This window comes from Cypionkella aquatica (assembly GCF_030161095.1).
Classification (GTDB): Bacteria; Pseudomonadota; Alphaproteobacteria; order Rhodobacterales; family Rhodobacteraceae; genus Cypionkella; species Cypionkella aquatica.
Window position 1 is genome coordinate 85,254 of record NZ_BSPP01000011.1, and the last position, 24,404, is coordinate 109,657.

The 24,404-nt window shown below is 60.8% G+C and carries 26 protein-coding genes; 11 read left to right on the forward strand and 15 right to left on the reverse strand.

Features of this window, described 5'->3' with window-relative positions; all coding sequences use genetic code 11:
• The first annotated feature begins 39 nt into the window (after positions 1-39).
• Entirely contained in the window at positions 40-276 is a 237-nt protein-coding gene (locus QQJ98_RS15760; RefSeq protein ID WP_284326316.1) for an Lrp/AsnC family transcriptional regulator, read from the forward strand.
• Positions 277-328: 52 nt separating this feature from the next.
• Here QQJ98_RS15760 and QQJ98_RS15765 read toward each other — a convergent pair whose 3' ends face one another.
• The 13 genes from QQJ98_RS15765 to QQJ98_RS15825 form a co-directional block, all read right to left on the reverse strand.
• Positions 329-727: a VOC family protein gene (locus QQJ98_RS15765; protein ID WP_284326317.1), complete on the reverse strand. Its 399-nt coding sequence runs from the start codon at positions 725-727 to the stop codon at positions 329-331.
• Positions 728-816: 89 nt separating this feature from the next.
• Complete coding sequence (locus QQJ98_RS15770) at positions 817-1,479, reverse strand: phosphoribosylanthranilate isomerase (protein ID WP_284326318.1); 663 nt, start codon at positions 1,477-1,479, stop codon at positions 817-819.
• 17 nt (positions 1,480-1,496) lie between these two features.
• The gene (locus QQJ98_RS15775) at positions 1,497-1,856 is read right to left on the reverse strand and encodes a lipopolysaccharide assembly protein LapA domain-containing protein (RefSeq protein ID WP_284326319.1); all 360 of its coding nucleotides are present in this window, start codon (positions 1,854-1,856) and stop codon (positions 1,497-1,499) included.
• A 63-nt stretch (positions 1,857-1,919) separates the two neighbouring features.
• The gene (ihfB, locus tag QQJ98_RS15780; protein ID WP_284326320.1) at positions 1,920-2,201 is read right to left on the reverse strand and encodes an integration host factor subunit beta; all 282 of its coding nucleotides are present in this window, start codon (positions 2,199-2,201) and stop codon (positions 1,920-1,922) included.
• Between the two features lie 180 nt (positions 2,202-2,381).
• A complete protein-coding gene (gene rpsA / locus QQJ98_RS15785; RefSeq protein WP_284326321.1) occupies positions 2,382-4,091 on the reverse strand; it encodes a 30S ribosomal protein S1 in 1,710 nt (569 codons plus the stop codon).
• A gap of 188 nt (positions 4,092-4,279) precedes the next feature.
• Entirely contained in the window at positions 4,280-4,699 is a 420-nt protein-coding gene (locus QQJ98_RS15790; RefSeq protein WP_284326322.1) for a c-type cytochrome, read from the reverse strand.
• Between the two features lie 268 nt (positions 4,700-4,967).
• Positions 4,968-6,596 carry a dihydroxyacetone kinase subunit DhaK gene (locus QQJ98_RS15795; protein ID WP_284326323.1) on the reverse strand — a complete coding sequence of 543 codons (1,629 nt, stop codon included), beginning with the start codon at positions 6,594-6,596 and terminating at the stop codon, positions 4,968-4,970.
• A 10-nt stretch (positions 6,597-6,606) separates the two neighbouring features.
• Positions 6,607-7,599 carry an ABC transporter ATP-binding protein gene (locus QQJ98_RS15800; RefSeq protein ID WP_284326324.1) on the reverse strand — a complete coding sequence of 331 codons (993 nt, stop codon included), beginning with the start codon at positions 7,597-7,599 and terminating at the stop codon, positions 6,607-6,609.
• Positions 7,592-8,686 carry an ABC transporter ATP-binding protein gene (locus tag QQJ98_RS15805; RefSeq protein ID WP_284326325.1) on the reverse strand — a complete coding sequence of 365 codons (1,095 nt, stop codon included), beginning with the start codon at positions 8,684-8,686 and terminating at the stop codon, positions 7,592-7,594. Before QQJ98_RS15805 ends, QQJ98_RS15800 begins: the two co-directional genes overlap by 8 nt.
• Before the next feature lie 3 nt (positions 8,687-8,689).
• Positions 8,690-8,878, reverse strand: coding sequence for a hypothetical protein (locus QQJ98_RS15810; protein WP_284326326.1), 189 nt, complete (start codon positions 8,876-8,878; stop codon positions 8,690-8,692).
• Positions 8,875-9,813, reverse strand: coding sequence for a carbohydrate ABC transporter permease (locus QQJ98_RS15815; protein ID WP_284326327.1), 939 nt, complete (start codon positions 9,811-9,813; stop codon positions 8,875-8,877). The genes QQJ98_RS15810 and QQJ98_RS15815 overlap by 4 nt, the downstream gene beginning before the upstream one ends.
• A complete protein-coding gene (locus tag QQJ98_RS15820) occupies positions 9,810-10,754 on the reverse strand; it encodes a carbohydrate ABC transporter permease (protein WP_284326328.1) in 945 nt (314 codons plus the stop codon). Before QQJ98_RS15820 ends, QQJ98_RS15815 begins: the two co-directional genes overlap by 4 nt.
• 96 nt (positions 10,755-10,850) lie before the next feature.
• A complete protein-coding gene (locus QQJ98_RS15825; protein ID WP_284326329.1) occupies positions 10,851-12,164 on the reverse strand; it encodes an ABC transporter substrate-binding protein in 1,314 nt (437 codons plus the stop codon).
• Positions 12,165-12,336: 172 nt separating this feature from the next.
• Here QQJ98_RS15825 and QQJ98_RS15830 point away from each other — a divergent pair, with 172 nt between their 5' ends.
• Complete coding sequence (locus QQJ98_RS15830) at positions 12,337-13,353, forward strand: LacI family DNA-binding transcriptional regulator (RefSeq protein ID WP_284326330.1); 1,017 nt, start codon at positions 12,337-12,339, stop codon at positions 13,351-13,353.
• 152 nt (positions 13,354-13,505) lie between these two features.
• Here QQJ98_RS15830 and QQJ98_RS15835 read toward each other — a convergent pair whose 3' ends face one another.
• Positions 13,506-14,897 (reverse strand): ROK family protein, encoded by a 1,392-nt coding sequence (locus QQJ98_RS15835; protein WP_284326331.1) that lies wholly within the window; start codon positions 14,895-14,897, stop codon positions 13,506-13,508.
• A gap of 2 nt (positions 14,898-14,899) precedes the next feature.
• Positions 14,900-15,811, reverse strand: a complete 912-nt coding sequence (locus QQJ98_RS15840; protein WP_284326332.1) for a tagatose-bisphosphate aldolase — start codon at positions 15,809-15,811, stop codon at positions 14,900-14,902.
• Between the two features lie 167 nt (positions 15,812-15,978).
• On the opposite strand from QQJ98_RS15840, the gene QQJ98_RS15845 reads away from it, so the two are divergent.
• The 9 genes from QQJ98_RS15845 to QQJ98_RS15885 all read left to right on the forward strand — a co-directional run bounded on the left by QQJ98_RS15845 (position 15,979) and on the right by QQJ98_RS15885 (position 24,399).
• Complete coding sequence (locus QQJ98_RS15845) at positions 15,979-16,887, forward strand: sugar-binding transcriptional regulator (protein WP_284326333.1); 909 nt, start codon at positions 15,979-15,981, stop codon at positions 16,885-16,887.
• A 200-nt stretch (positions 16,888-17,087) separates the two neighbouring features.
• On the forward strand, positions 17,088-18,071 hold the full coding sequence (locus QQJ98_RS15850) for an ABC transporter substrate-binding protein (RefSeq protein ID WP_284326334.1): 984 nt from the start codon (positions 17,088-17,090) through the stop codon (positions 18,069-18,071).
• 127 nt (positions 18,072-18,198) lie between these two features.
• Positions 18,199-19,263: an ABC transporter permease subunit gene (locus tag QQJ98_RS15855; RefSeq protein WP_284326335.1), complete on the forward strand. Its 1,065-nt coding sequence runs from the start codon at positions 18,199-18,201 to the stop codon at positions 19,261-19,263.
• A gap of 1 nt (position 19,264) precedes the next feature.
• Positions 19,265-20,029 carry an ATP-binding cassette domain-containing protein gene (locus tag QQJ98_RS15860; protein WP_284326336.1) on the forward strand — a complete coding sequence of 255 codons (765 nt, stop codon included), beginning with the start codon at positions 19,265-19,267 and terminating at the stop codon, positions 20,027-20,029.
• Between the two features lie 3 nt (positions 20,030-20,032).
• Positions 20,033-21,001: a sugar kinase gene (locus QQJ98_RS15865; RefSeq protein ID WP_284326337.1), complete on the forward strand. Its 969-nt coding sequence runs from the start codon at positions 20,033-20,035 to the stop codon at positions 20,999-21,001.
• 3 nt (positions 21,002-21,004) lie between these two features.
• Entirely contained in the window at positions 21,005-22,081 is a 1,077-nt protein-coding gene (locus QQJ98_RS15870; protein WP_284326338.1) for a Gfo/Idh/MocA family protein, read from the forward strand.
• Positions 22,081-22,908, forward strand: a complete 828-nt coding sequence (locus tag QQJ98_RS15875) for a sugar phosphate isomerase/epimerase family protein (protein WP_284326339.1) — start codon at positions 22,081-22,083, stop codon at positions 22,906-22,908. The genes QQJ98_RS15870 and QQJ98_RS15875 overlap by 1 nt, the downstream gene beginning before the upstream one ends.
• Positions 22,908-23,726, forward strand: coding sequence for an alpha/beta fold hydrolase (locus QQJ98_RS15880; protein WP_284326340.1), 819 nt, complete (start codon positions 22,908-22,910; stop codon positions 23,724-23,726). Before QQJ98_RS15875 ends, QQJ98_RS15880 begins: the two co-directional genes overlap by 1 nt.
• Positions 23,707-24,399: a ribulose-phosphate 3-epimerase gene (locus tag QQJ98_RS15885; RefSeq protein WP_284326341.1), complete on the forward strand. Its 693-nt coding sequence runs from the start codon at positions 23,707-23,709 to the stop codon at positions 24,397-24,399. The genes QQJ98_RS15880 and QQJ98_RS15885 overlap by 20 nt, the downstream gene beginning before the upstream one ends.
• Positions 24,400-24,404 lie beyond the last annotated feature (5 nt).

Sequence of the window (24,404 nt, forward strand, 5' to 3'; positions counted from 1 at the left end):
GGGCGTCGGTTAGGGTGAGGCAAACTTGATGAGGCTCACATGATCTGCGTTTTCGTTCAATTCCGCTGCACCCCCGGCAAGACTTACGAGGTCGCCACCGCGATCTATGACCGCGAGGTGGTGTCTGAACTGTACTCGACCAGCGGTGAATATGATCTGATGGGAAAAATCTACATCCCCGATGATGCCGATGTCGGGCATTACTTGTCGGAAAAGCTGTTCGATATTCCGGGCATCGTGCGGACTTTGACGACGATGACGTTTAAGGCGTTCTGATACCAACCTGTCGCCAAACCTGTTGACTGGGCAAGGGGCCATTGCGCCCCTTTCAAACCTGTTGCTCGTCCTCGCAGTACACCGCGATCTTGTTGCCGCTGGGGTCGCGCAGATAGGCCGCATACCACGTCGGGCTGTAGATTTCGCGGATCCCCGGCGCGCCTTCGTCTGTGGCCCCCATCGCCATGGCCGTGGCATGGAACGCATCGACCTCGGCACGGCTGCGGGCAGGCAGACCAAGCATGATGCCGTTACCGGTGCTCGCCGCTTCACCATCGAACGGCGGGCAGACCCAGAACTTGAAACCATCACTGCGCCCCGCTTCGGAATAGGCACGCCAACCGCCGGGAAAGTCGGATTGCACGGCCCAGCCGATGGTTTTCAGCACTGCGTCGTAGAACGCATGGGCGGCGGCGGGGTCATTGGTGCCAAGCGTGATGTAGGCGGGCATTGCGGAAGCCTCCGGCGGGAATATTTGAGCCAGTGTGAAATGATGCAGGGCAGCGAGCGGAGTGAGGTCGGAACGTGCTGCGCAGGTGTTTAGCGCAGGATGGGCGGGCCGTCCTGAGTGGCGGCTTCGACAAAGGCTTTGATTTTCGCCGGATCTTTGACGCCATGACTGGATTCGACGCCGGAAGAGACATCAACTTGCCGCGCGTTGGTCAGCCGGATCGCTTCTGCGACGTTGTGCGGGGTCAGACCGCCTGCAAGCATCCATGGCTTCAGCCAGCGGCGTTGAGCGACCAGACGCCAATCAAAGCTGAGGCCATTGCCACCGGGCAGGGCGGCGTTTTTCGGCGGCTTGGCATCGACCAGAATCTGATCGGCGACAAGCGAATATTCCATCAGGGCCGCGAGATCGCCTTCATCTGCAACGCCGATGGCTTTCATCACCGGCAGCCCGTAGCGGGCGCGGATTTCGGCGACACGCTCGGGCGTCTCATGGCCGTGAAGTTGCAGCATATCCAAGGGCATCGCGTCAACTATGGCATCCAGCAGCGCATCATCGGCATCAACCACAAGGGCGACTTTGGCAAGGCCAACTGGGGCGGCCAGCGTCAACTCGCGGGCCTGCGGGATCGTCAGATGGCGCGGCGATTTCGGGAAGAACACAAAGCCCGCATAGGCGGCTTTGGTTGCGGCGACGGTCGCCACGTCATCAAGGCTGCGCAGGCCGCAGATTTTTACGCGAATGTCAGGCATGGAAGCGTTTCGGCATTTTACTTGGCCTTCGGGCGGTCGAGCAGGGCGATGACGTCATCTTGCGGCACGGAAGTCGCATCGCGCATGGTGGCAAGTTCACGTTCCAGCCGGCTGACTTCGCGGGTTTTTGTCGAGGCCGTGGCGCGGTGCTTATGCTCGCGCGCCCATTCCCACAGAAAGCCCACCAGCACACCGATCACGATGCCGCTGAACAACAGCACGAACACCGGCAGTTCAATCTGCCATGAGACGCCAAGGAAGGCCGCGAAATCGTCGGGCATGGCTTTCAGCAGAACCGGCGTGCGGTTGGCCAAGGCCACGATCAGCAGGGCAAGGCCGACAGCGGCCAAAATCAGATAGCGCAGGTAACGAAACATCGGACCGCCTTTTTGCAGGTTCTGCCCCTATATTGGGCCAGACGCGCCGATGCGCAATGCGGCTTATTTGCTGTTGAGCCGGTCGCGCAGCAGTTTGCCGGTTTTGAAGAACGGAACTTTCTTGTCTTCAACCGAGACAGCTTCGCCAGTGCGCGGGTTGCGGCCCACACGCGCGTCGCGCGATTTCACCGAGAAGGCGCCGAAGCCACGCAATTCGACCCGATCGCCTTTGGCGAGGGCTTCGATGATTTCTTCAAACACGGTGTTGACGATGCGTTCAACGTGGCGCTGCGTCAGATGCGAATTTTCATCCGCAATTTTTTGGATCAGTTCAGACCGGATCATCCGCGATATCCCCCTAGTGGTGCCGCGCCCCTTGACGGGATTCTCGGCCGTGCCAACCTGTTACGCATTGGACTATAGGCATAATTTCCAAAGGCACAAACAAAATTGCAAGCTAAAGGTGCCAAAGCAAAGGGCCCCGCATTGCTGCGGGGCCCCTTTTGTCATTCGCTTGCGCAAAGATTAGCTGCGGTCGCCCTTCAGAGCGGCGCCGAGGATGTCGCCCAAGGATGCGCCCGAATCGGACGAACCATACTGCTCGACAGCTTCTTTCTCTTCAGCGATCTCACGCGCTTTGATCGACAGACCCATGCGGCGGGTCTTCGGATCAATGTTGGTGACGCGCACGTCGATCTTGTCGCCAACCGAGAAACGCTCGGGGCGCTGATCGTTCCGCTCACGCGAGAGGTCCGAACGGCGGATGAAAGATTTCGCGCCGTTGTATTCAACCTCAACGCCGCCTTCTTCAATCGCGGTCACCACGACGGTGATGATACCGCCACGTTTCACGCCATCAACCGCATCGGTGAAGGTGTCTTCGCCCAAGGCTTTGATCGAGAGCGAGATACGCTCTTTCTCGACGTCAACTTCGGTAACCGAAGCGGTGACGGTGTCGCCCTTGCGATAGTTCGCAATCGCGTCTTCGCCGCGCTGGTCCCACGACAGGTCAGAAAGGTGAACCATGCCGTCGATGTCGTTGTCGAGGCCAACGAACAGACCGAATTCGGTGATGTTCTTGACTTCGCCTTCGATGTTGGTGCCGATCGGATGGGTTTCGGCAAACACTTCCCACGGGTTGCGCTGGGTCTGCTTGAGGCCCAGAGAAACGCGGCGTTTGGTGCTGTCGATTTCCAGAACCATGACTTCCACTTCCTGGCTCGTCGAAACGATTTTGCCGGGGTGGACGTTTTTCTTGGTCCAGGACATTTCCGAGACGTGGACGAGGCCTTCAACACCGGCTTCCAGCTCAACAAATGCGCCGTAATCGGTGATGTTGGTGACACGGCCTTTGTGCACGGTGCCCAAGGCGTAGAGTTTTTCAACAGCATCCCACGGATCGGATTGCAGTTGCTTCATGCCCAGCGAAATGCGGTGAGTGTCTTTGTTGATCTTGATGACTTGCACCTTGATCGTCTCACCAATCGCGAGGATCTCGGACGGGTGGTTGACGCGACGCCACGCCATGTCGGTGACGTGCAGCAGGCCGTCAACGCCGCCCAAGTCCACGAACGCACCGTATTCGGTGATGTTTTTCACAACGCCGTCAATGGTCTGACCTTCGGTCAGGTTGCCGATGACTTCAGCACGCTGTTCTGCACGCGACTCTTCGAGGATGGCGCGACGCGACACCACGATATTGCCACGGCGGCGATCCATTTTCAGGATCTGGAACGGCTGCTTCATGCCCATCAACGGGCCGGCATCGCGCACGGGGCGCACATCGACTTGGCTGCCGGGAAGGAAGGCAACAGCGCCGCCCAGATCCACGGTGAAGCCGCCTTTGACACGGCCGAAGATCGCGCCATCGACGCGGGTTTCGGACGCATAGGCTTTTTCCAGACGATCCCATGCTTCTTCGCGGCGAGCTTTCTCGCGCGAGATCTGGGCTTCGCCACGCGCATTCTCAACGCGGTCCAGATACACTTCAACAGTGTCGCCGACGTTGATATTCGGGGCTTCGCCGGGGTTCGCGAATTCTTTCAGATCGATGCGGCCTTCCATCTTGTAGCCGACGTCGATGATGGCTTGGCCCGCTTCGATTGCGATAACCTTGCCTTTGACAACCGTTCCCTCTTCGGGGGTGTCAATTTCGAAGCTTTCTTTCAAAAGAGCTTCAAATTCGTCCATAGCTTTCGAGTTCATATAAGTTTGGTCCTTTTCACGTCTTTTCACTGGCCTTGCGGTTGGCTCCGCCGGTCTTGTGGCAATGAGGACAGGGCCGGGGTTTATGCCCGACCTTGCAATCGTTGGCGTCTGTAGTCGGAATGGCGGGATTCTGCAAGCGATAAGGCCGCGCAATCAGGGCGGATCGGCAAGAGTCGCGCCAATGATTGCTGGGGATTGCGGCTTTGGTGGCGCGTCTACTTTATGGTGGCAAGGTAGGCGGCCATATCTGCCGCACCGCTGGCCATTTTGAAGCTCATTTTTGCGGCAGCCGAGGGGTCTTGGGTTTGCTGTTTCACCCAAGCGGTCGGGTTGGTGATGTAATCGGCCAGCATCGCCTGATCCCAAATCTGGCCTTTGGCATTGAGGGCGGCGAGCCCGCTGCCATAGCTGAACTCCGCGTAGCTGCCGATCGGGCGACCGACGACGCCATAAAGGTTGGGGCCGGTCTTGCCGCCCATTTGTGTAACCGAGCCGTCCGGCGCGATGATCGCATGGCAGGCTTGGCAGCGTTTGAACAGCTTTTCACCCTTAGCGGCGTCGCCTTCTGCGCGGGCAGAGGTGCTGAGGGCGGGCGTGGCGAGGGCGAGCAGGGCGAGTAGAAGCAGCGGTTTCATCGCGGAATCTTTCCGGGCTGGCGGTTTATCTTGGCCCAGTTTGGCAGAGTTTGGTCGCGGCGGCATTGATTCATCGCAAGCTGCGGCATCTTGTCGGGTTTTTGCCTGCGAAGGGCGCCGCCTCGGGGTGCATCGAGCACCCGCTCGGCGGCATTGCCATCGCAGGTTCTGCGCGGTCGCGCGGTTGGTAGTGCGGTGCGCGGGGTTGGTTGGTGGAACGCCTCGCGCGGGAGTATTTGGAAAAGAGCAAATCGGCTTGGCGCAAATCTCAATGGGTTTGGCCGGTGGGGCAGAGGGCTTCAAACAGGCGGGCGACGGCTTCGGCACCGGGATCAATATGGCCGGTGAGATGATCTGCACTGACATAAGCCGCACGCCCAGCCTTGGCGGTGCTGAGGGTTGCGGTATGGTTGGCGCCTTTGCGGGCGGCGGCGGCGGCAGCTGGGAGGCCGTGATCCAGCGCGTCGAGCGCTGGCTGCAACGCATCAATCATCGTGCGGTCGCCGAGGTTGGCCCCGCCTATCTGTTGCATACGTTCAAGGCCTTGGCGGAGCGCATCGCGCATGGTCAGCCCCGAGGAGGCGGCATCCCCCGCCGCAGTGAAGAAGATCGCCAGCAGCACCCCAGACGAGCCGCCCATGGTCTGACTGAGCTCTAGCCCGATGGCGCGGTACAGTTGGGTGTGATCTGACAGCGGCAACTGATCGATGGCGTCAATCAGGGCATGGGCGGCACCTGCGAGGGTAGAGCCCGTGTCGCCATCTCCGGATTTGGCATCCAGCGCGTTCAGATCGGATTCCAAAGAAATCATGATCTGGCAGCAGTTGATTAGGAAATCTCTCGTAGCTTTGTGTTGCGATGGCAGCGGGCGAATGGGCTTGAGCCCGTCGGGGAGGGTCTGGGTTTTGATCGCAATATTGGGCTGGCAGCCGGGCCAAGCGGCGAGGGGGACGGCTGCGGTGAGCGCGGCCTCGTCAGCTGGCGTGAGCGGAAGAAGTGAGATCGAAACGCCGCGCATATCGAGTGATGTCATCATGGCGCTGGGGCCGATGATGTATTTGATTTGTTTTCCAAAAGCCGAATTCAAGAGGTCATGCGCAAGAACGGACATTTCCAGCACCGATGCGCCGCCAAGATTGTTGAGCAAGGCAACATACGCGCCGTCGCTGGGTTTCAGTTTGTCGATCATGGCAGCTATGGCATGGCTTGCATCGCTGAAGGCGATTTGCTCGACGCCGGGTTCGCCGTGGATACCGAGGCCGAGTTCGGCCATGCCGGGGCGGATGCGGCTTTCCTTGGCCGAACCGGGGACGGTGCAGGTATCCAGCGACATCCCGATGGAGGTCGCACCCGCAATGACACGCTCGGCGGCTTGGGTGACTTCGGCCAGATCGCCGCCATTTTCAGCGACATGGCCCGCGATCTTGTGCACGAACAGGGTGCCTGCCAGACCGCGCGATTGCGGCAGGTTGGGCAAAGCGATGTCATCATCGACGATCACCATGCTGACCTTCAGGCCAAAGGCGCGAGCGCGCTCGGCGGCGAGGCCGAAGTTGAGGCGATCTCCGGTGTAGTTTTTCACGATCAACAGGCAGCCTGCGGGGCCAGTGACGGCGAGGATCCCGGCGAGGACGGCATCGACGGAAGGGCTGGCGAACACATCGCCGCAGACCGCAGCGGTCAGCATGCCGGGGCCGACGAAACCGGCGTGGGCAGGCTCGTGCCCCGAGCCGCCGCCCGAGACGAGGGCGACACGGGATTTGTCCCAATCGGCGCGCAGCACAACGCGGATGTGGGGGTAGCCATCCAGCCGGATCAGCCGCCCGCCGGAGGCCATCAGCAATCCGTCAATCGCCTCGGTCACGATGTTTTCGCGTTTGTTCATGAATTGGGTCATCGCGGGTTCCTTAAATGCGGGTGCCGTTGGCGTCGAAATAGAACGGGCGTTGCGGCTGGATTCTCAAAATATCGCCTGCGCGCAAGGCTGTGTGGGCATCTGTCACGGTGGTCAGGTCGTGGTTTTTGAACGACAGATGCAGGCGAGTTTGATCGCCGAGATGTTCGATGCGTTTCACCAACGCGTCTTGACCCTCGCCTTGCTGAATGTGTTCTGGGCGCAGGCCGATGTGCGTGGCGTTGCTGGGGGCAGGGCCGAACAGATCGGCGGGCAGGATGTTGATATGTGGCTGACCAAGGCGACCGGCGGCATAGATGCTGACCGGTTGTTCATAGATCTCGCGCGGGGTGCCGAATTGTACCAGTTTGCCGTGATCCAGCACGCCGACATGGGTGGCCATGGTCATCGCCTCGATCTGGTCATGGGTGACATAGAGGAAGGTGGCGCCGAGATTGGACTGGATATTTTTCAGCTCGACCCGCAGGTCGGCGCGGAGCTTGGCGTCTAGGGACGACAGAGGTTCGTCCATCAGATAAACGGCGGGGTTTCTGACAAGCGCGCGACCGATCGAGACGCGCTGCATCTCGCCGCCGGAGAGGGCAGTCGCCTTGTTGTCGAGTTTGTGCGAGATTTGCAGGATTTCCGCGACTTCAGCGACCTTGCGGGTGATTTCAGCGCGCGGCGTGCGCAGAAGCGGCGATTTCAGCGGGAATTCCATGTTTTCGCGCACGGTGAGATGCGGGTACAGCGAGTATTGCTGGAACACCATCGCGACATTGCGCTGGGCGGGGGTGAGGCCCTTTGTGGACTGGCCGTTGATGCTGATATCGCCTTGGTCGGGGGTATCCAAGCCGGACACCATCCGCAGGGTAGTGGTTTTGCCGGCTCCGGTGGGGCCTAACAGAACCACGAACGCACCGTCTGCGATGGTCATGGAGACGCCCGAAAGGGCGGTTTGCGGGCCGTAGGATTTTGTGACGTTGTGTAAGATCACCTCAGCCATGGGACAGAACCTTTTGATTTGCCTCAGAGATCAACGCGTGTCCTGTGGAGTCGAACAGGGTGATGGATCGCGCGTCAAAGGCCAGACCCGTGGTATCGCCGATGGTTGCGGGCTGATCGGAAGCGATGCGGGCTTTGACCGGGCCGTGCGGGGTGTCGAGCGTGATGATCTGGGTCGTGCCCAGGTATTCGGCGGCTTTGATGCGGGCTTTCAGGGGGGCGGAGTCGTCCAGCCGGATGTGTTCGGGGCGCACGCCGAGGGTGAGGGGGCCGCTTGCGCCACTGATCATCGGCGGGATTTTTATCGGGGCGTCGGAAAGGGTGACTTCGGCGCTGCCGTTTCCGACCATGCCGTCGAAATTCAGCAGGTTCATTGCCGGCGAGCCGATGAAGCGGGCGACGAAGGTGGTCGCGGGCCAGTCGTAGATTTCCTGCGGGCGACCGAATTGCTCAACCACGCCGTGGTTCATCACCACAATTTTGTCGCCCATTTGCATGGCCTCTAGCTGGTCATGGGTGACATAGACGGTGGTGGCGCGCATGCGGTCGTGCAGGGCGCGCAGTTCAAGCGCCATATGCTCGCGGAATTCGGCATCTAAAGCGCCCAAAGGTTCGTCCATCAGGAAACAGGCGGGGTCGCGGACGATGGCGCGGCCCAGGGCTACACGCTGACGGTCGCCGCCGGAGAGGCCGCCGACGGGCTTTTCGAGGATCGACGTGATGCCAAGGATTTCGGCGACCTCGTTAACCTTGGCGCGGACTTGGTCGCGCTTCATGCCTTGGCTGACCAGCGGGTAGGAAATGTTTTTCCGAACATTCATATGCGGGTAAAGCGCGAACATCTGGAACACGAAGGCAATATCGCGCTGGCTGGCGGGCTTTTGGCTGACCTCGGCGCCGTCGATATAGATTTCGCCAGCGGTGGGCAGTTCTAATCCTGCGATCATCCGTAAGGTGGTGGTTTTGCCGCAGCCAGAGGGGCCGAGCAGCATGAAAAACTCACCGTCCTCAATGGTGAAGCTGGAGGATTGCACGGCGGTAAAGGCACCGAATTCTTTGCGCAGGTTTTTGATGACGATCTGGGCCATCGGTTACTCCGGGAAATGGCTGGTGATGATGAACATCACCGTGCCGATCAGCGTCACCACGAAGGAATAGGTGAACAATATCAAGGCGAAGGGTTGCATCAGCATGAACACGCCTAAGGCGATCAGGATGGTGGCGAGCATCTCCCACGGGCCACGGCGGAAGCGGAGGAGGCCGTTGATAAACTGGGTCATTTGCGCACCGCTCCGAAGGTGATGCCGCGCAGCAGGTGTTTGCGCAGAAGGATGGTGAAGACCATGATCGGCAGCAGGAACAGCGTGGCCCCTGCGGCGACGGCGGGCCAGTCTTTGCCGCCTGCGCCGATGATGGTGGGGATGAAGGGCGGGGCGGTTTGCGCGGTGCCGGAGGTGAGAAGGACGGCGAAGGCGTATTCGTTCCACGCGAAGATCAGGCAGAAGATCGCGGTGGAGGCGATGCCGGTGGCGGCTTGCGGCAACACAACTTTGTAGAAGGCCTGGAAGCGGGTGTAGCCGTCGATCAGGGCGGCTTCTTCGTATTCGATGGGGATTTCGTCGATGAAGCCTTTCAGCAGCCAGACGGATAGGGACAGGTTTACCGCCGTATACAGCAGGATCATGCCGAGGTGGGTGTCGGACAGGCCAAGTTGGCGATACATCAGGAAAATCGGGATGGCGACGGCAATGGGGGGCATCATCCGGGTGGAGAGGATGAAGAACAACAGGTCGTCTTTTAGCGGCACTTTGAAACGTGAAAACGCGTAAGCCGCGATGGTGCCAAGGAAAACTGACAGGAAGGTGGACCCGAAACCGATGATCACTGAGTTCAGGAAACGCTCGCCATAACGCGAGGCCCCGGTGATCACCATGCCATATTGGCGCACGATTTCGTCATACCAAGTGGTGGGTGGGCCGAGGGCGGCGAGGTCTTCTGGCGTGACGCGAGAGCGGCTGGTGAACAGGTTGACGTAGCCTTCGAGCGACGGGGTGAACAGCACTTTCGGCGGGTAGGCGATGGCGTCGGCGGGGGTTTTGAAGCCGGTTGCGATGATCCATGCGAGGGGCAGCAGGGTGAGGATGGCGTAGGCTATGACTAAGCCACCGGCTATCCATTTTTGACGGTTTGAGGGTTCGGTGATGGAATAGCTCATCTGTCTTTCACCTTGTTCAGGGCTTTGACGTAGATCGAGGCGAGGCCGAAGACGGTGACAAACAGGATCACCGCATAGGCGCTGGCGTATCCGGTGCGCCATTTCTCGAAGGCTTCGCGCTTGAGGTCGATCGAGGTCAGTTGCGTGGTGGCACCGGGGCCGCCGCCGGTCAGTTGCACGACAAGATCGAACATTTTGAAGTTTTCGATGCCCCGGAACAGCACGGCGAGCATCAGGAAGGGCAGGGCCATCGGCAGGGTGATGGTCCAGAATTGCCGCCATTTGGAGGCGCGGTCACATTCGGCAGCTTCGTAGATTGAGGGCGGGATAGAGCGGAGGCCCGCGAGGCAGATCAGCATGACGAAGGGCGTCCACATCCAGGTGTCGACGATGATGATGGCCCAGGGGGCGAGGGCGACTTCGCCGATCATGCTGAAGCTTGCAGGGTCAGCGCCGGTCAGGAAGGCGATGAAATAATTGAACAATCCGATTTGTGGCTGGTAGAGGAAGGTCCAGAAATTGCCGACCACGGCGGGCGACAGCATCATCGGCAGCACGATCAGGGTCGTCCACAGATCATTGCTGCGGAACTTTTTGTTGATCAGGTAAGCGAGGGTAAAGCCGATCAGCACCTGCAAGGTGATGGTCCAGATCAGGAAGTGGGCGGTGGCTTGCAAGGACGCCCATGTGTCGGGGTTGGTCAGGATCTTGCGGTAATTCTCGATGCCGACCCATTCCACTGCGTTGTTGGGGCGGTTGGTGCGGAAGTTGGTCAGTGACAGGCGGATCGTCCAGAGCAGCGGGAAGATGTTAACGGCGAGCAGCAGGAAAATCGTGGGGGCGACGAACAGCCACGCGATGGTGCGGTCGGACAGGCCGCGGATTTGGTGTGCAAGTTTGGGCGGCGTGGCGGCTGCGACGCGCTGGAAGGGATCGGGCATGGGATTGGCTTTCCTGAGGGCCGATTTGGGTATCATGCGCGAGGCTCTGTTGGCCCTCAAGAGCCTCGCGCGGAGCCGCCTATCGGCGGGGTTGGCTTAGTATTTGCCTTCTTCCTCAAAGGTCGCGTGCCAGTCGGCCACCAGACCATCCAGCGCTTCTTTCGCGGTGCCATTGCCTGCCACGACGTAATCGTGGAACCACTTTTGCGACGACTGCATCAGGGTGGCGTAGCTGGGTTCGGCCCAGAAATCCTTCACGATTGCCATAGAATCGAGAAAGGTCTGCGCATAGGGCTGGCTGGTGGCGAAACCGGGGTCTTCGACCACGGCGCGCAGGGCAGAATAGCCGCCGAGTTTCCACCATTTCGCTTGCACGTCGGGCTGCGCGAACCATTTGATATAGGTCAGCGCCGCATCCTGTTTGTCGGAAGCTGCCACCACCGAGATGCCTTGGCCGCCAAGCTGGGCGAATTTATCGCCATTCGGGCCAGCCGGGTTGGCGAAATAGCCGGTCTTGTCGCCGCCGACATTGGCGTCTGTGTTAAAGCCGGGCCAGGTGAAGGCGAAGTTCATTTGCAGGGCGACTTGGCCGGATTTATAGGCGTCGACGCCTTCGCCCATGTAGCCGTTGGATGACCCCGGCGGTACGCAACAATCGTAGAGCGATTTGTAGAATTCAAGGCCCTTCACGGCGCTTTCGGAATTCACAAAGCCTTCCATATCATAGGGTTTTTCGGGATTGTCGTACTTGAAGCCGAAGGAATACAAAACGTCCATCACGCCCATGGTGATGCCTTCCGAGCCACGCTCGGTATAGATTGAGGCACCGTAGACGGTTTTGCCGTCGATGTCGCGGTTCTGGAAGAATTCGGCGATTTGCTTCAACTCGTCAAAGGTCGCGGGCGGGGCGAGGTCGCGTGCGTATTTCTCTTTGAATTCAGCCTGAAGTTCAGGCCGCGCGAACCAATCCTTGCGGTAGGTCCAGCCCACCACGTCACCGAAAGCGGGCAAAGCCCAGTAGTTTGGCGTGCCTTTCGGCCATTCGGCATAGCCCGTCACGGTGGCGGGGATGAAATCATCCATCTTGATGCCATTGGCGTCGAAGAAATCGTTCAGCTTGATATATTGACCGTTCTCAGCCGCGCCCCCGATCCACTGGCTGTCGCCGATCATCAGATCACACAGTTTGCCCCCCGAGTTCAACTCGTTCAGCATGCGGTCGGCAAAGCTGGTCCATGGCACGAATTCAAAATGCATGGTGTTGCCGGATTGCGCTTCATACTCTTTCGACAATTCAATCAGGGCGTTGGCCGGATCCCATGCGGCCCAGCAGAGCGTGAGATCTTCGGCCTGCGCGGCCCCCGCCACAAGCGCCAGTGCTGCCGACGTTACCATCAGTCTTGCGTTCATTTTTAATCCTCCCGGTTGCAGGCCACGGCCTCCTCGCCACGACTCTTTGCTGTGGAAAGGCTAGTTGAGGTGCGTACCTCATGGCAAGTGATTTTTGAGGTGCGTACCTCAAATTGGTTGCAAGCTACGGGATTTCAGGGAAAACAAACGGAAGGTGGAGGAAGATCTAGCGATGCGACCGACAACAAAGGATCTGGCGATTGCCGCTGGGGTCAGTTTGGCCACGGTGGATCGTGTGCTGAACGACCGCACGGGCGTGCGCAAGGATACTGTGGATCGCGTCAATCAAGCCATTGAAAAGCTGGGATTTATCCGAAACATGGTGGCGGCCAATCTGGCGCGTGGCCGCGACTATCGGTTTTTGTTTCTGCTGCCACGCGGCGGCGATCAGTTTCTGGCCGAAGTGATGGCGCGAATCAATGAGGCCAATCTGGCCTTTGCGGCTGAGATGATGCGCGCCGAGGTGCGCCATATCCATGACAGTGACCCGCATCAGATTGCCAATCTGCTGGGGGGGCTGGACCCTGAAACTGTGGACGGAGTGGCAATCATGGCGCCCGAGTTTCCACAGGTGCGCGATGCGATGGCGCGGTTGGCGGAGCGGGGGATTGCAACCGTCAGTTTCATCTCGGGGCAGGTCAGCAGCGCTTCTGATGATTTCGTTGGCATCGACAACCGGGCGGCGGGGGCGACGGCGGGGCGGTTGATGGGGCGGTTTGCACCGCGTCAACCGGGCAAAATTCTGGTGATTGCCGAGACCATGCATGCCCGCGACAGTCTGGAGCGGCGCTTGGGGTTTGATGAGGTGATCCACGCCGATTATCCGCATCTGACGGTGCTGCCGTCGCTGGAAACCTATGGCGATGCGGAGCGGAGCGCGCGGATTATTCGGGCCAGTTTTGCCAGCCACAGCGGGATTGTCGGGGTTTATGTGCCGGGGTCTGAGGCGCGGGTGCCGTTGGAGATCGTGACGGGGCTGGCGACGGGCGCGACGATCATCGCGCATGAGAGGACGCCGTTCACTGAAGCCGCGCTTCAGGCGGGGGCGATTGATGCTTTGATCACGCAGGATCCGGGGCATCTGGTGCGCTCGGCGATGCGGATTTTGCGGGCGCGGTGTGATCGGCGCGAGATTCTGGCCTCGCAGGAGAAAATCAGGATTGAGATCTTCATCCGGGAGAATCTGTAGTGGTCCCAACTCGGGACCATTTTTTAGTGTTATATTTCAGTGGGTTAATTTTTGAAATTTAGGATTTGTTAAGCTTTGCGCTTCGGGCGTATCAAGGCTGCTCCGCAGGGAGTATTTCAAAAAGAGCAATGCGATAGCGGTTTCAGACGGACTTACCGCCAGATTTCGTCCAGCCAAGCGGTAAGGGTTTGCACCCCAAGCGGGGTGGTGGTGTCAACATCCATGCGCGGCGCGAGGCCCGTGGGTTTGGCCGTTTTGGCAAGCAGGATCAGTTCTGGCACGTAATCCGCGCCGGGATGGCCTGCGGGGCGTTGATCCAGCCGGGCGGCATAACGCGCGCCGATAACATCGGGCGGGGCGTGGCACCAGATTTCGGCAAGATCGCTCAGCCCGGCGCGTTGCAGATGGTCTTGCAAGCTCTCAATCGGTTGAAAGCCGAACCAAGCGTCGATGATCACGGTGGTGCCTGCGGGTGCTGCTGCGATCAGATCGAAAATGGCGGCGTAAGAGGCGCGGCCCAAGGTGCGGTTGAACAGCCGGTCACCGGGCGGCAGGATGGTGAGGAACGGGTTTTTCACCGTGTCGAGTGCCAGCACCGGCCAGCCGGTGGCGTCTGACAACGCCCGCGCGACGCCGGATTTGCCTGATGCGGGCACGCCATTGACGAACACCGCGCGTTTGCGCGGACGGTTTTTCAGCGCCGTGCTGGCGGCCCCGATCACGCCCGCATCATCGCCCAAAGTGGCGGCAAGGACGGGGGCTGTGAACCACGAAGGCGCGGCGGGGAACTGCGCAAGCGCTGCATGGGCTGCGGCCCCGGCTCCGCCGCCGATCAGCACGCAATCTGGGTTGAGCGTGGCAATCAAGCTGTCGATTGCCAGCCGCAGCGGGTTTGCCCAAGCGTGGATCACCGCGCGGGCATTGGGGTCTGCACTGGCAAGAAGGGTTTCGGCGCGGGTGTCGGCGGGCAGGCCAGCCTCGGCCAGATGCAGGCCAAAGGCGGTTCCGGAACTGGTGGTTTCCACGCAGCCGATCTTGCCGCAGACGCATTTGCGGCCTGCTGGGTCAATGCTGACATGGCCCAATTGGCCCGCAGCACCGCGCCCGCGCAGCACTTGGCCCTGATCCAAGATTGCGCCGCCAATGCCGGTGCCGATGGTCAGCATCACCACGTTTTTCTCGCCTTGCGCGGCACCATAGGCGGCCTCGCCCAGCAGAGCCATCGTGGCATCGTTTTCCAGCGTGACGGGCAAAGCGGTGGCGGATTCGATAGCACCTGCAAAGTCGAAACCCGACAAATTGACATAGCCCCCCGACAGCACTTGCCGGGTCGCGGCGTGGACTTGGCCGGGCACACCGATGCCAAGGGCGGTCACGGATGCGTTGCGCACCTGTGCCACCAGTTCCAGCACGCGGGCGGTGACTTCGGCAGGGTCGCGGGCGCTTGGGGCAAAGGCGCGGGCCTCGATCACGCCGTCCGTGATGCGGGCGGCGCGCAGGCGGGTGCCGCCAATGTCAATGCCAATGGCGGTGCCCGTTGTCATGATTAGCCTTTGAAATACTTGGAAATTACCGCCTGAATTTCGCGCAGGCGCGGGACGGCCACGGTTTGCAGTTTGGTCTTGGTGACGCTGCGATCAAGCGAGATACAGTCTTTCCACAGCGAGCGGCCCGCGATGACGCCGGACGCGCCATTGGCCATCGAAGTTTCAACCTGACCCAGGAAAGTGGCATGATCAACGCCTGCAGACAGCACCGCCCAAGGCACATCGCCGCACATCGCGGTGATATTGGCGCAGGCCTCGGGCGTGCCCGGATAGGGGATTTTCAGCACTTTTGAGCCAGCATCAAGGCAGAGTTTCGAGCCACCTTCGATCAGTTCGGGGATCTTGGCGGCATAAGCTTCGGGGGCCTCACCGGGCAGGGCGTAGGTTAGAAACTCGACCACCAGCAACAGATCCTCGGCGGCGAAATCGGCGATGGAGGCGCGCAGGGTTTCCATGTTTACGGTATTCGCGGCGGGGGTATCCGAGCGCAAGTAGATCATGATCTTGGCCCCGGTGCCGCCAAATTCGCGCACCCGGCGGGCGGTGATGCCTTCGCACATATTGGAAATCCGGTAGCCTTCGGGCGTGAGATCAAAGCCCGAGGCATCCAGCCCGATCAGCAACCCGGTGGAGCGGTGGATCGCGCCTTCATCGACCATCGCAGGCACAGCACAGAGCGGATCGACCAGCACGCAACCTGCTTCACGGGCCAGATAGGCGGTGATGTCCATTTTGGTTTCGCCCAAAGTGGCGTTGGAAATCGCGGCCTGTTCCTCGGCGGTTTTGGCCAGCAGCGTGCGCATGCCGCCGCGCTGATCGCAGGCAATCACCATCATCGCGCCGTTATCGCCGCAGATTTGCTGGTAGCCGCGGCGTTCGGCGGTTGTCATGCTAGACATCGAGGCAGCCATGGGAAATCTCCAGATAAATTGGCGCGTCGGGGCGGCGGTTTCAGATGCCAGTTGCCTGAACGCGGATATTGCGGGATAAGCTTGCTATGCGAAACGTGTAACACCTTGCAGAAAGGAATTGCAACCTGTCAATTTCCAGCGGAGCCGTCATCGGTGAAAACCGAGCCATGCTGCACACCGTCGCCAAGCTGCATTACGAATCTGACCTGAGCCAGGTGCAGATCGCCAAGCAGTTGGGCCTGTCGACGGCCACGATCTCGCGCCTGTTGCAACGGGCACGGGCCGAGGGAATCGTGCGAATCGAGGTGCGGGATATTTTTGCGCCGGATGCGTTGGGCGGATTGTTGGCGGAACGGTTGGGATTGCGCGCGGTGGTGGCGGTGGATGCGCCCGTTGCGGCGGGGGTGCAGGCGCTGGCAGCACCGCTTTCGCGGATGGTGGGGGCGCAGGGCCTGGGGCAGGGGTCGGTGCTGATGGTCGGCTGGGGGCGGACGGTCTCGGCGATCATCGACGGCGGTTTGCCGAGTTTGCCGGGGGTGAATGTGGTGCCCTCGACCGGCGGGATGAGCCAGCACGCCCAGCATTTCCAAAGCAACGAGTTTTCGCGGCGGGCGGCCGAGGTGACGGGCGGTGTGCCGCATTTCATCCACGCGCCCTATCTGCCCGCCCCCGAGGCGCTGGATTTCTTTCTCGCCGAGCCGTCGGTGCAGGAGTCGGTGGCGCTGTGGGATCGGATTGATCTGGCGGTGGTGGGGATCGGGCTGCCCTATGGGTTGGATCGTCCGGTGCAGGGGGCGATGGGGGCGGCGGACCCGGATCTGGCCGAGGCTGCGGGCGACGTGGTGCGGCATTACTTCGATGCGGCGGGGCAGATCGTGCAATGGCGCGGCGAGGGCGCGATGATCGCGGTGTCGGCGGCGCAGTTGCGGCGCGCGCCGCTGGTGATCGGCGTTGCTGTGGGCGAGGCGAAAGTGCCGTCGATCATCGGGGCTGCGAAGGCGGGGCTGGTGTCGGGCCTGCTGACGGATACGCGCACCGCCGAGGCTGTTCTGGATGAATTGGCGCGGCAGAGTTAGGGCGCGGCAGATGGCCGGGCGATTCGGCTGAATTTGCGCTGTTGCAAGCCAAAGAAAATACTTGCAGCAAAATATTTCTCTTGACGGGAGCCGCGCGGCGGCGTGTTATTCCTCTACTGGCAGCACCCGCGACGGGTGATCAAGCCAACTGCCCTGCCACTTGAGGAGGTGGTGCGGCGGGTATTCAGGGAGGAATATGAATGAAACGTCGTAGCTTTTTGGGCGCTGCTTCGGCATTGGCGCTGACATTTTCGGTCGCCACTGCGGCGGTTGCACAGGAAAAGAAATACACCATCGCGCTGGTCCCCGGTCTGACCACGGATGCGTTCTACATCACCATGCAAAAGGGCGCGCAGGCGGCGGCGGATGCTTTGGGCGTCGAGCTGGTGTTCCAGGGCGCACCCGATTTCAACCCGGTAACGCAGGTTCCGGTGCTGGACGCGGTGATTGCACGCGCGCCAGATGCCATCCTGATCGCGCCGACCGACACCACCCAGCTGATCGAGCCGTTGCGCAAAGCGCATGATGCGGGCATCGCGGTGATCACTGTCGATACGTTCATCGGCACTGGCGTTTACCAAACGGGTGCTGGCGATGCGGATTTCCCGCTGGCTTACATTGCTTCGGATAACGTCTTGGGTGGCCGGATGGCAGCGCGGGCTTTGGCCAATGCGATCGGCGGCGAAGGCAAGGTGTTTGTGTCGAACGTCAAGCCCGGCATTTCCACCACCGACCAGCGCGAAGCGGGCTTCAAGGCTGAAATGGCTGAGAATTTCCCGAAAGTCACCGTGCTGGAAACCCAGTTCAACGACAATGACGCCAACAAGGCGGCGTCACAGTTGCAGGGCGTCTTCGCGCGTGATGCCGATCTGAAAGGCGTGTTCGGGGCCAACCTGTTCTCGGCTTTGGGCGCGGGCACGGGCGTGCAGCAAGCGGGCCAGACCGGCAATATCAAGGTTGTGGCGTTTGATGCACCGGGCTCGATCGTGGACAACATCAGCACCGGATTGGTCGACGTGGCGATTGCGCAGCACCCGGCAGAGATCGGCTATTACGGCGTGGTGTCGGCCTATGCTCATCTGACTGGAAACTCGATCCCGGTCAGCATCGGCACCGGCTTTACCATCATGGACAAGTCGAACATCGCCGATCCTGAAATCGCAAAATACATCTACGCTGAGTGATTTATCTTGGGGGAGGGCGACGCCCTCCCCCAATCCCCCACCATCTCTCGATCTGCGACGGCCCCTCTGGTTGGGCCGCCAGTTGTTGCGCGGGCAGTTTACGCCTGCCCAAGTTTAGGAATTTCACATGACATCGCCTCCTGCCGCCCCTCCGGCCTACACGCCCCATGTGGCGCCACAAGCCGACCATGCCGACAAGGCGCGCACCTTTATGCAGCGTGTCGCCGATCTGCGGGCTTGGTTGTTTTTGGCCTTTCTGATCCTGGGGTTCGAGGTTTGGTCGCGGATCAGTTTTGGCGGCACTTTCCTGTTCAATCCGTTCAACATTCAGTCGATTGCGGTGTTTGCGGTGGCGCCACTGCTGCTGGCGACGGGGCAGACATTCGTGATCATCTCTGGCGGCATTGATCTGTCGCTGGGCTTTATCATGGGGCTGGCGGCGGTGGTGGCCGCGCATGTGATCAACTGGCTGACGCCGGGGATGGGGTTCCTGCCTGCGGTGTTGCTGGGGGCGGTGGTCGCGGTTGCGGTGGCGGCAATTCCCGGATTTATCAATGGTTTGCTGGTGGCCTTTCTGAAAGTGCCGCCGTTCATCGGCACGCTGGGCATGTTTGGCGTCGCGCGCGGCGTGGCGTTTCTGCTGGCGGGCGGCACCACGGTTCCGGTGAAGAACGAGGTTTTTGCGGCGCTGGGCAACGGCAAGTTTCACGGCGTGCCCTATATCATCATCGTCACAGCGGTGTTCGTGCTGCTGATGCATTACCTGCTGGGCCAGACGCGGTTCGGCCAACACAACTATGCCATCGGTGCCAATGCTCAAGCCGCACGGCGGGCCGGGATCAACCTGAAATGGCACCTTTTGCGGCTGTATATCTTGTCGGGGATGTGCGCAGGGCTGGCGGGTGTTTTGTATGCGGCGCGGTTCAGCGCTGGTGCTGCGCAGGCCGGAGAGCCGTTGCTTTTGGATGCGGTGGCTGCGGTGGTGATCGGCGGCGCAAGCCTGTTTGGCGGATCGGGCACTATTCTGGGCACGGTTGCGGGCGCTTTCGTGATTGCGGTTATTCAATACGGGCTGGTGTTTATCAATGTCGAGCCGTTCTGGCAGTTTATCTCTGTCGGCGTGGTGATCATCATTTCGGTGCTGATTGACCAAGCGCAACGGCGGTTTTCTGGAGGGCGGCAAAGTGAGTGATATGACCCCAATCGGCCAAACTCCGATCGGCGAGCCGCTGTTGGAGGTGCGCAACCTGTCGAAGAATTTCGGCCCGGTGCAGGCGCTGAATGATCTGACGATGATGGTGCGGGCGGGTGAAGTTGTGGCCCTTGCGGGCGACAATGGCGCGGGCAAGACCACGCTGATCAAGGCGATTTCGGGGGTTTATCAGCCATCCTCGGGTGAGATTTTGTTGAAAGGTCAGAAGGTTAGCTTCAACTCGCCACAAGAGGCGCGCGACATCGGGATTGAGACAATTTATCAGGATCTGGCCTTGGCCGATAACCTGACGATTGGCGCGAATATCTTTTTGGGGCGGGAACCGATGCGGAAGGCGTTTGGCTTTTTGCCAGTGCTGGACCGCGCCAAGATGGCCGAGGCCGCGAAATCGACGATGGCTTTGCTGGATTTCCATGTCAGTCGTCTGGACGCGCCGGTGTCGAATTTCTCGGGCGGGCAGCGGCAGGCGGTGGCGATTGGCCGTGCAGTGTATTGGAACGCGCAAATCCTGATCATGGATGAGCCGACGGCGGCCTTGGGTGTGCCAGAGCAGCGCAAGGTCATTCAGTTGATCCACCAGTTGAAGGCGCAGGGGCGCGGGGTGATTTTCATCAGCCACAACCTGCAGGATATTTTCGCAGTGGCGGATCGCATCGTGGTGCTGCGGCGCGGCGTGCAGGCCGGAGAGCGGCGGATTTCGGAGACCACGCATGATGAGGTCGTCAAGCTGATGGTTGGCGGCTGAATCATGGCGCCGATTTCTGAAACGCCCGTGGTGATCGGGTCGATCGGCGAGTTGCTGGTGGAGTTTGTCTGTGCCGAAAAGGGCGGGCGCAATCTGGTGGCCGCACCCTATATCGGGCCGTTTCCGTCAGGTGCACCGGGGATTTTCATTGATCAGGCGGCGCGGATTGCCGCCAGTTTTGGCGGTCGGGCGGTGTTTGCAGGCGCCGTGGGCGATGATGCCTTTGGCCGGGTGGTGCTGGATCGGCTGGTCGCGGATGGCGTTGATCCGGGGCTGATCAGGGTGGTGCCGGGGGTGCCGACTGGGTCGGCTTTCGTCAGCTATAACGACGATGGCAGCCGGGATTTCGTGTTCAACATCGGCCATTCGGCGGCGGCGCGGATGCCGGGGCTGGACGAGATTGCAGCGGGGTTTCTGGCGGCGGGGATTTCGGTGCTGCATATCTCGGGCTCGATGCTGGGCGATGTAGCGATGCGGGCGACGGGGCTGGCTTTGTGCGAAAGGCTGGTGGATCAAGGGGTTGCGATCTCGATTGATCCGAATATCCGGGCAGAGTTGATCTCGGATGCGGGATATATCGGGGCTTTGCAGCGGATCATTGCGATGGCCGGTTATGTGTTACCGTCCGATGCTGATGCGGATGTTTTGTGGCCGGAGCAGGCGTTTGACGCGTGGTCGGCGCGTTTGCTGGCAGGGGCTGCGCAAGTGGTCGTCTTGAAGCGCGGCGATCAGGGCTGTATCGGGCGCGATGCAGGCGGCATTGTCGATCTGGCTGCGCACCGGGTGTCGGTGTTGGACCCCACCGGGGCGGGCGATTGTTTTTGTGCGACTCTGGTGACTTTACTTGCCGCCGGGCAGGCTTTGCCGGATGCACTGGCGCGCGCCAATGCGGCGGGGGCGCTGGCGGTGCAAAAACTGGGGCCGATGGAGGGGAACTCTGGCCTTGCTGAAATTGATGCTTTGAAAGGATAAGTGATGCCCGCGAAAGAGAACCGATTGCTGCGGGTGGGCGTGCTGGGTTGCGGCCCGATTGCGCAGGCGGCGCATTTCGAGTCCTGCACCAAGGCGCGCAATGCCGAGCTATATGCGATTTGCGATGTGGCGGACGATCTGCGCGACCGTATGGCCGCCACTCATGCGCCGCGCCGCAGTTACAATGATTATTCCGCGATGCTGGCCGACCCTGACTTGGAAGCAGTGGTGATCGCCACCTCGGACGCGTTCCATGTGCCAGCGGCTTTGATGGCGTTGCAGGCGGGCAAGCATGTGTTGTGCGAAAAACCGCTGGCAGTCAGCATTGAAGAAGCAGAGTCATTGCGTTCTGTGGTGGCGGGGTCTGGGCTGACCCTGCAGGTTGGCCATATGAAGCGCTATGATGCCGGATTGCAGGCGGCGAAGTCGTTTATTGACGGCGAAATGGGGCAATTGGTGGCCCTGAAGGCTTGGTATTGCGACAACACGCACCGCTATGCGATGACCGATGCGGTGCAGCCGTTGATGGTGACATCAAAGAATGCGCGAAAGCCATCTGAGAACCCAAAGGCCGATCTGGACCGATATTACATGTTGGCGCATGGCAGCCATCTTGTTGATACGGCACGCTATTTCGCGGGGGAAATCGTGGCGGTGGATGCGCGGCTTTTGAATCGCGCTGGCATCCGCTGCTGGTTTGTGGATGTCGAATTTGCCAATGGGGTGCTGGGGCACCTTGATCTGACGGTGGCGGTGCGGATGGATTGGCACGAGGGCTTTCAGATTTACGGCGAACAAGGCTCGGTCTTGGGCAAGACCTATAACCCGTGGTATTACAAATCGTCCGAAGTCGATATCTTCAAGGAATCCGATGGCGCAACGCACCGGGTTCTGGGCGCGGATGGGCATTTCTATCGCCGCCAAATGGAGGGGTTCGCGGATACGATCTTGAACGGCACGCCGCAATCTGGGGCGGATATCGAGGACGGAATTGCGTCAGTGCGCGCGATGGTGGCGATTGCGCAATCGGCGCGGACGGGGCAGCCCGTGAACTTGGCGGATGTGTCGGGGGCGTTGTGATGCGGCTGGGGATTTTTGCCAAGACATTCGCGGGCAGTGATCCGGCAACAGTTTTGGCGGCGTCAAAGGCGGCGGGGTTTGCCTGCGTGCAGTATAATATGGCGTGCTCGGGGTTGGCCGCGATGCCGGACAGCCTGAGCGCGGGCGATGTGGCGGCAGTTACTGCGGCCAGTGCTGCGACGGGCGTGGCGATTGCTGCAGTGTCCGGCACCTATAACATGATCCATCCCGATCCGAAGGTGCGGGCCAAGGGATTGGCGCGGCTGGAGATTTTGCTGACCCATGCGAGGGCGATGGGGACGGGGATGGTGACGTTGTGCACAGGCACCCGCGATGCTGAGGATCAATGGCGGCATCATCCTGACAACGCATCGCCCGAGGCGTGGCGCGATTTGCTGGATGAGATGGCCAAGGCTTGCGCGCTGGCCGAGGCCCATGGCATCAAACTGGGGATCGAGCCAGAATTGGCCAATGTTGTCGATGCTGCGCCGCGCGCGCGTCTGTTGATCGACACGCTGCAAAGCTCCGCGCTGGCAATTGTGCTGGACCCGGCGAACCTTTTTGAGGTGGCGACGCTGCAAGAACAGCGCGATTTGCTGGCCCGCTCGGTGGATCTGCTGGCCGACCGGATTGCGATGGCGCATGCGAAAGACCGCGACGGCGCGGGAGGTTTTGCCACGGCGGGCAAGGGTGTGGTGGATTTTCCGCATTTTCTGGGGCGTTTGAAAGCGGCGGGGTTTGACGGCGATCTGGTGACGCATGGCTTGGCCGCAGATGAGGCGGCGGGTGTGGCGCGCTATCTGTCGGGCGTGTTGGGCGATTTGTGATGCGGATTGGCAGGTTGCAGCGCGATGGTTTGGAATTGGCGGTTTATGGCGCGGGTGACAGTGGCCCGGCCTTGGTGTTCCAGCACGGGCTTTGCGGCGGGGCGGGGCAGATTGCCGAGGCGATGCAAGGGCTTGGCAGTCAGCGCTGGCAAGGGTTGGAGTGCCGGGGCCATGGTGCGTCGCCGCTGGGGGATGCGGTTTCCATAGCCAAATTTGCCGATGACGTGGCGGCGATGATCGACGCGATGGGCGGTCCCGTTGTGCTGGGAGGCATTTCAATGGGGGCGGCGATTGCGATGCGGCTTGCCGTGACGCGCCCCGATCTGGTGCGGGCGCTGATCCTAGTGCGCCCGGCTTGGGTGGTGGATGCGGCACCCGAAAACATGGCGCCCAATGCCGAAGTCGGCGAGCTGCTTGCGACGCTGCCCTCCGATCAGGCGCAAGCGATTTTTGCGGGCGGAGAGACGGCGCGGTGGCTGCGGGATGCGGCACCTGATAATCTTGCCTCGCTTGTGGGCTTTTTCAGCCGTGCGCCGCAGCGGGAGACCGCGCGGTTGTTGACCACGATTTCTGCCGATGGGCCGGGGATTACGGCGGCGGATTTGCGGTCGTTGCAAGTTCCCACGCTGATCTGCGGCTGCGCCGAGGATGCGGTGCATCCTATGGCGCATGCGCAGGCTTTGACCGCGCTGATCCCGCATGCGCGGCTGGTGGAACTGCCCGCGAAAGCGCGGGATAAGGTCGCGCATCTTGCGGCGCTCGCCGCAGCTATGACATTGTTTTTGAAGGAGATCACCTATGCCCCGTCCACCGTCTGACTGGATCAACGCCTTGCCGCGCAGCCGCTTGCTGGCCGAATATTCCATGTGGTCGGCCAATCTGATCCGGCTTGCCGATGATCTGGAGCGCATCTCGCCGCATGCCGATATTTTGCATATAGATGTGGCGGATGGGCATTTTGCGCCTGCTTTGTTGTTTTTCCCCGATCTGGTGGCGGGGCTGCGCGGGCTGACCTCGATCCCGATCCATGTGCATCTGATGGTGGATGATGCGGTGCTGATTGCGCAGATTGATCAATTTGCCGAAGCGGGCGCGGATCTGATTTCGGTGCATGTTGAAAACGCCAATGCAGCCGAGGGCTTGCAGCGAATTGGTGCGCATGGGCTGAAGGCGGGCATGGTGCTGCGGGTGGAAACTCCGGTCGACAAAGCGGCCAAATGGGTGGCGCAGTTGGATATGCTGACACTGCTTGGCACGGCGATTGGGGTGAAAGGGCAGGGGCTGGACCCGACGGCGGGCGCACGTTTGGGCGAGGCGGGTGCGCTGATTGCGGCCAGCGGCAAGCGGGTGATCCTGGCGGCGGATGGCGGGATTCGTGACACCACGGTGCCGCTGTTGCGCGAGGCTGGGGCAGAGACGGTGGTGATGGGTTCGCTGGCCTTTGGCGCACCCGATCTGGCGGAACGGATGGCTTGGCTGCACGCTCTGTGAAGGCG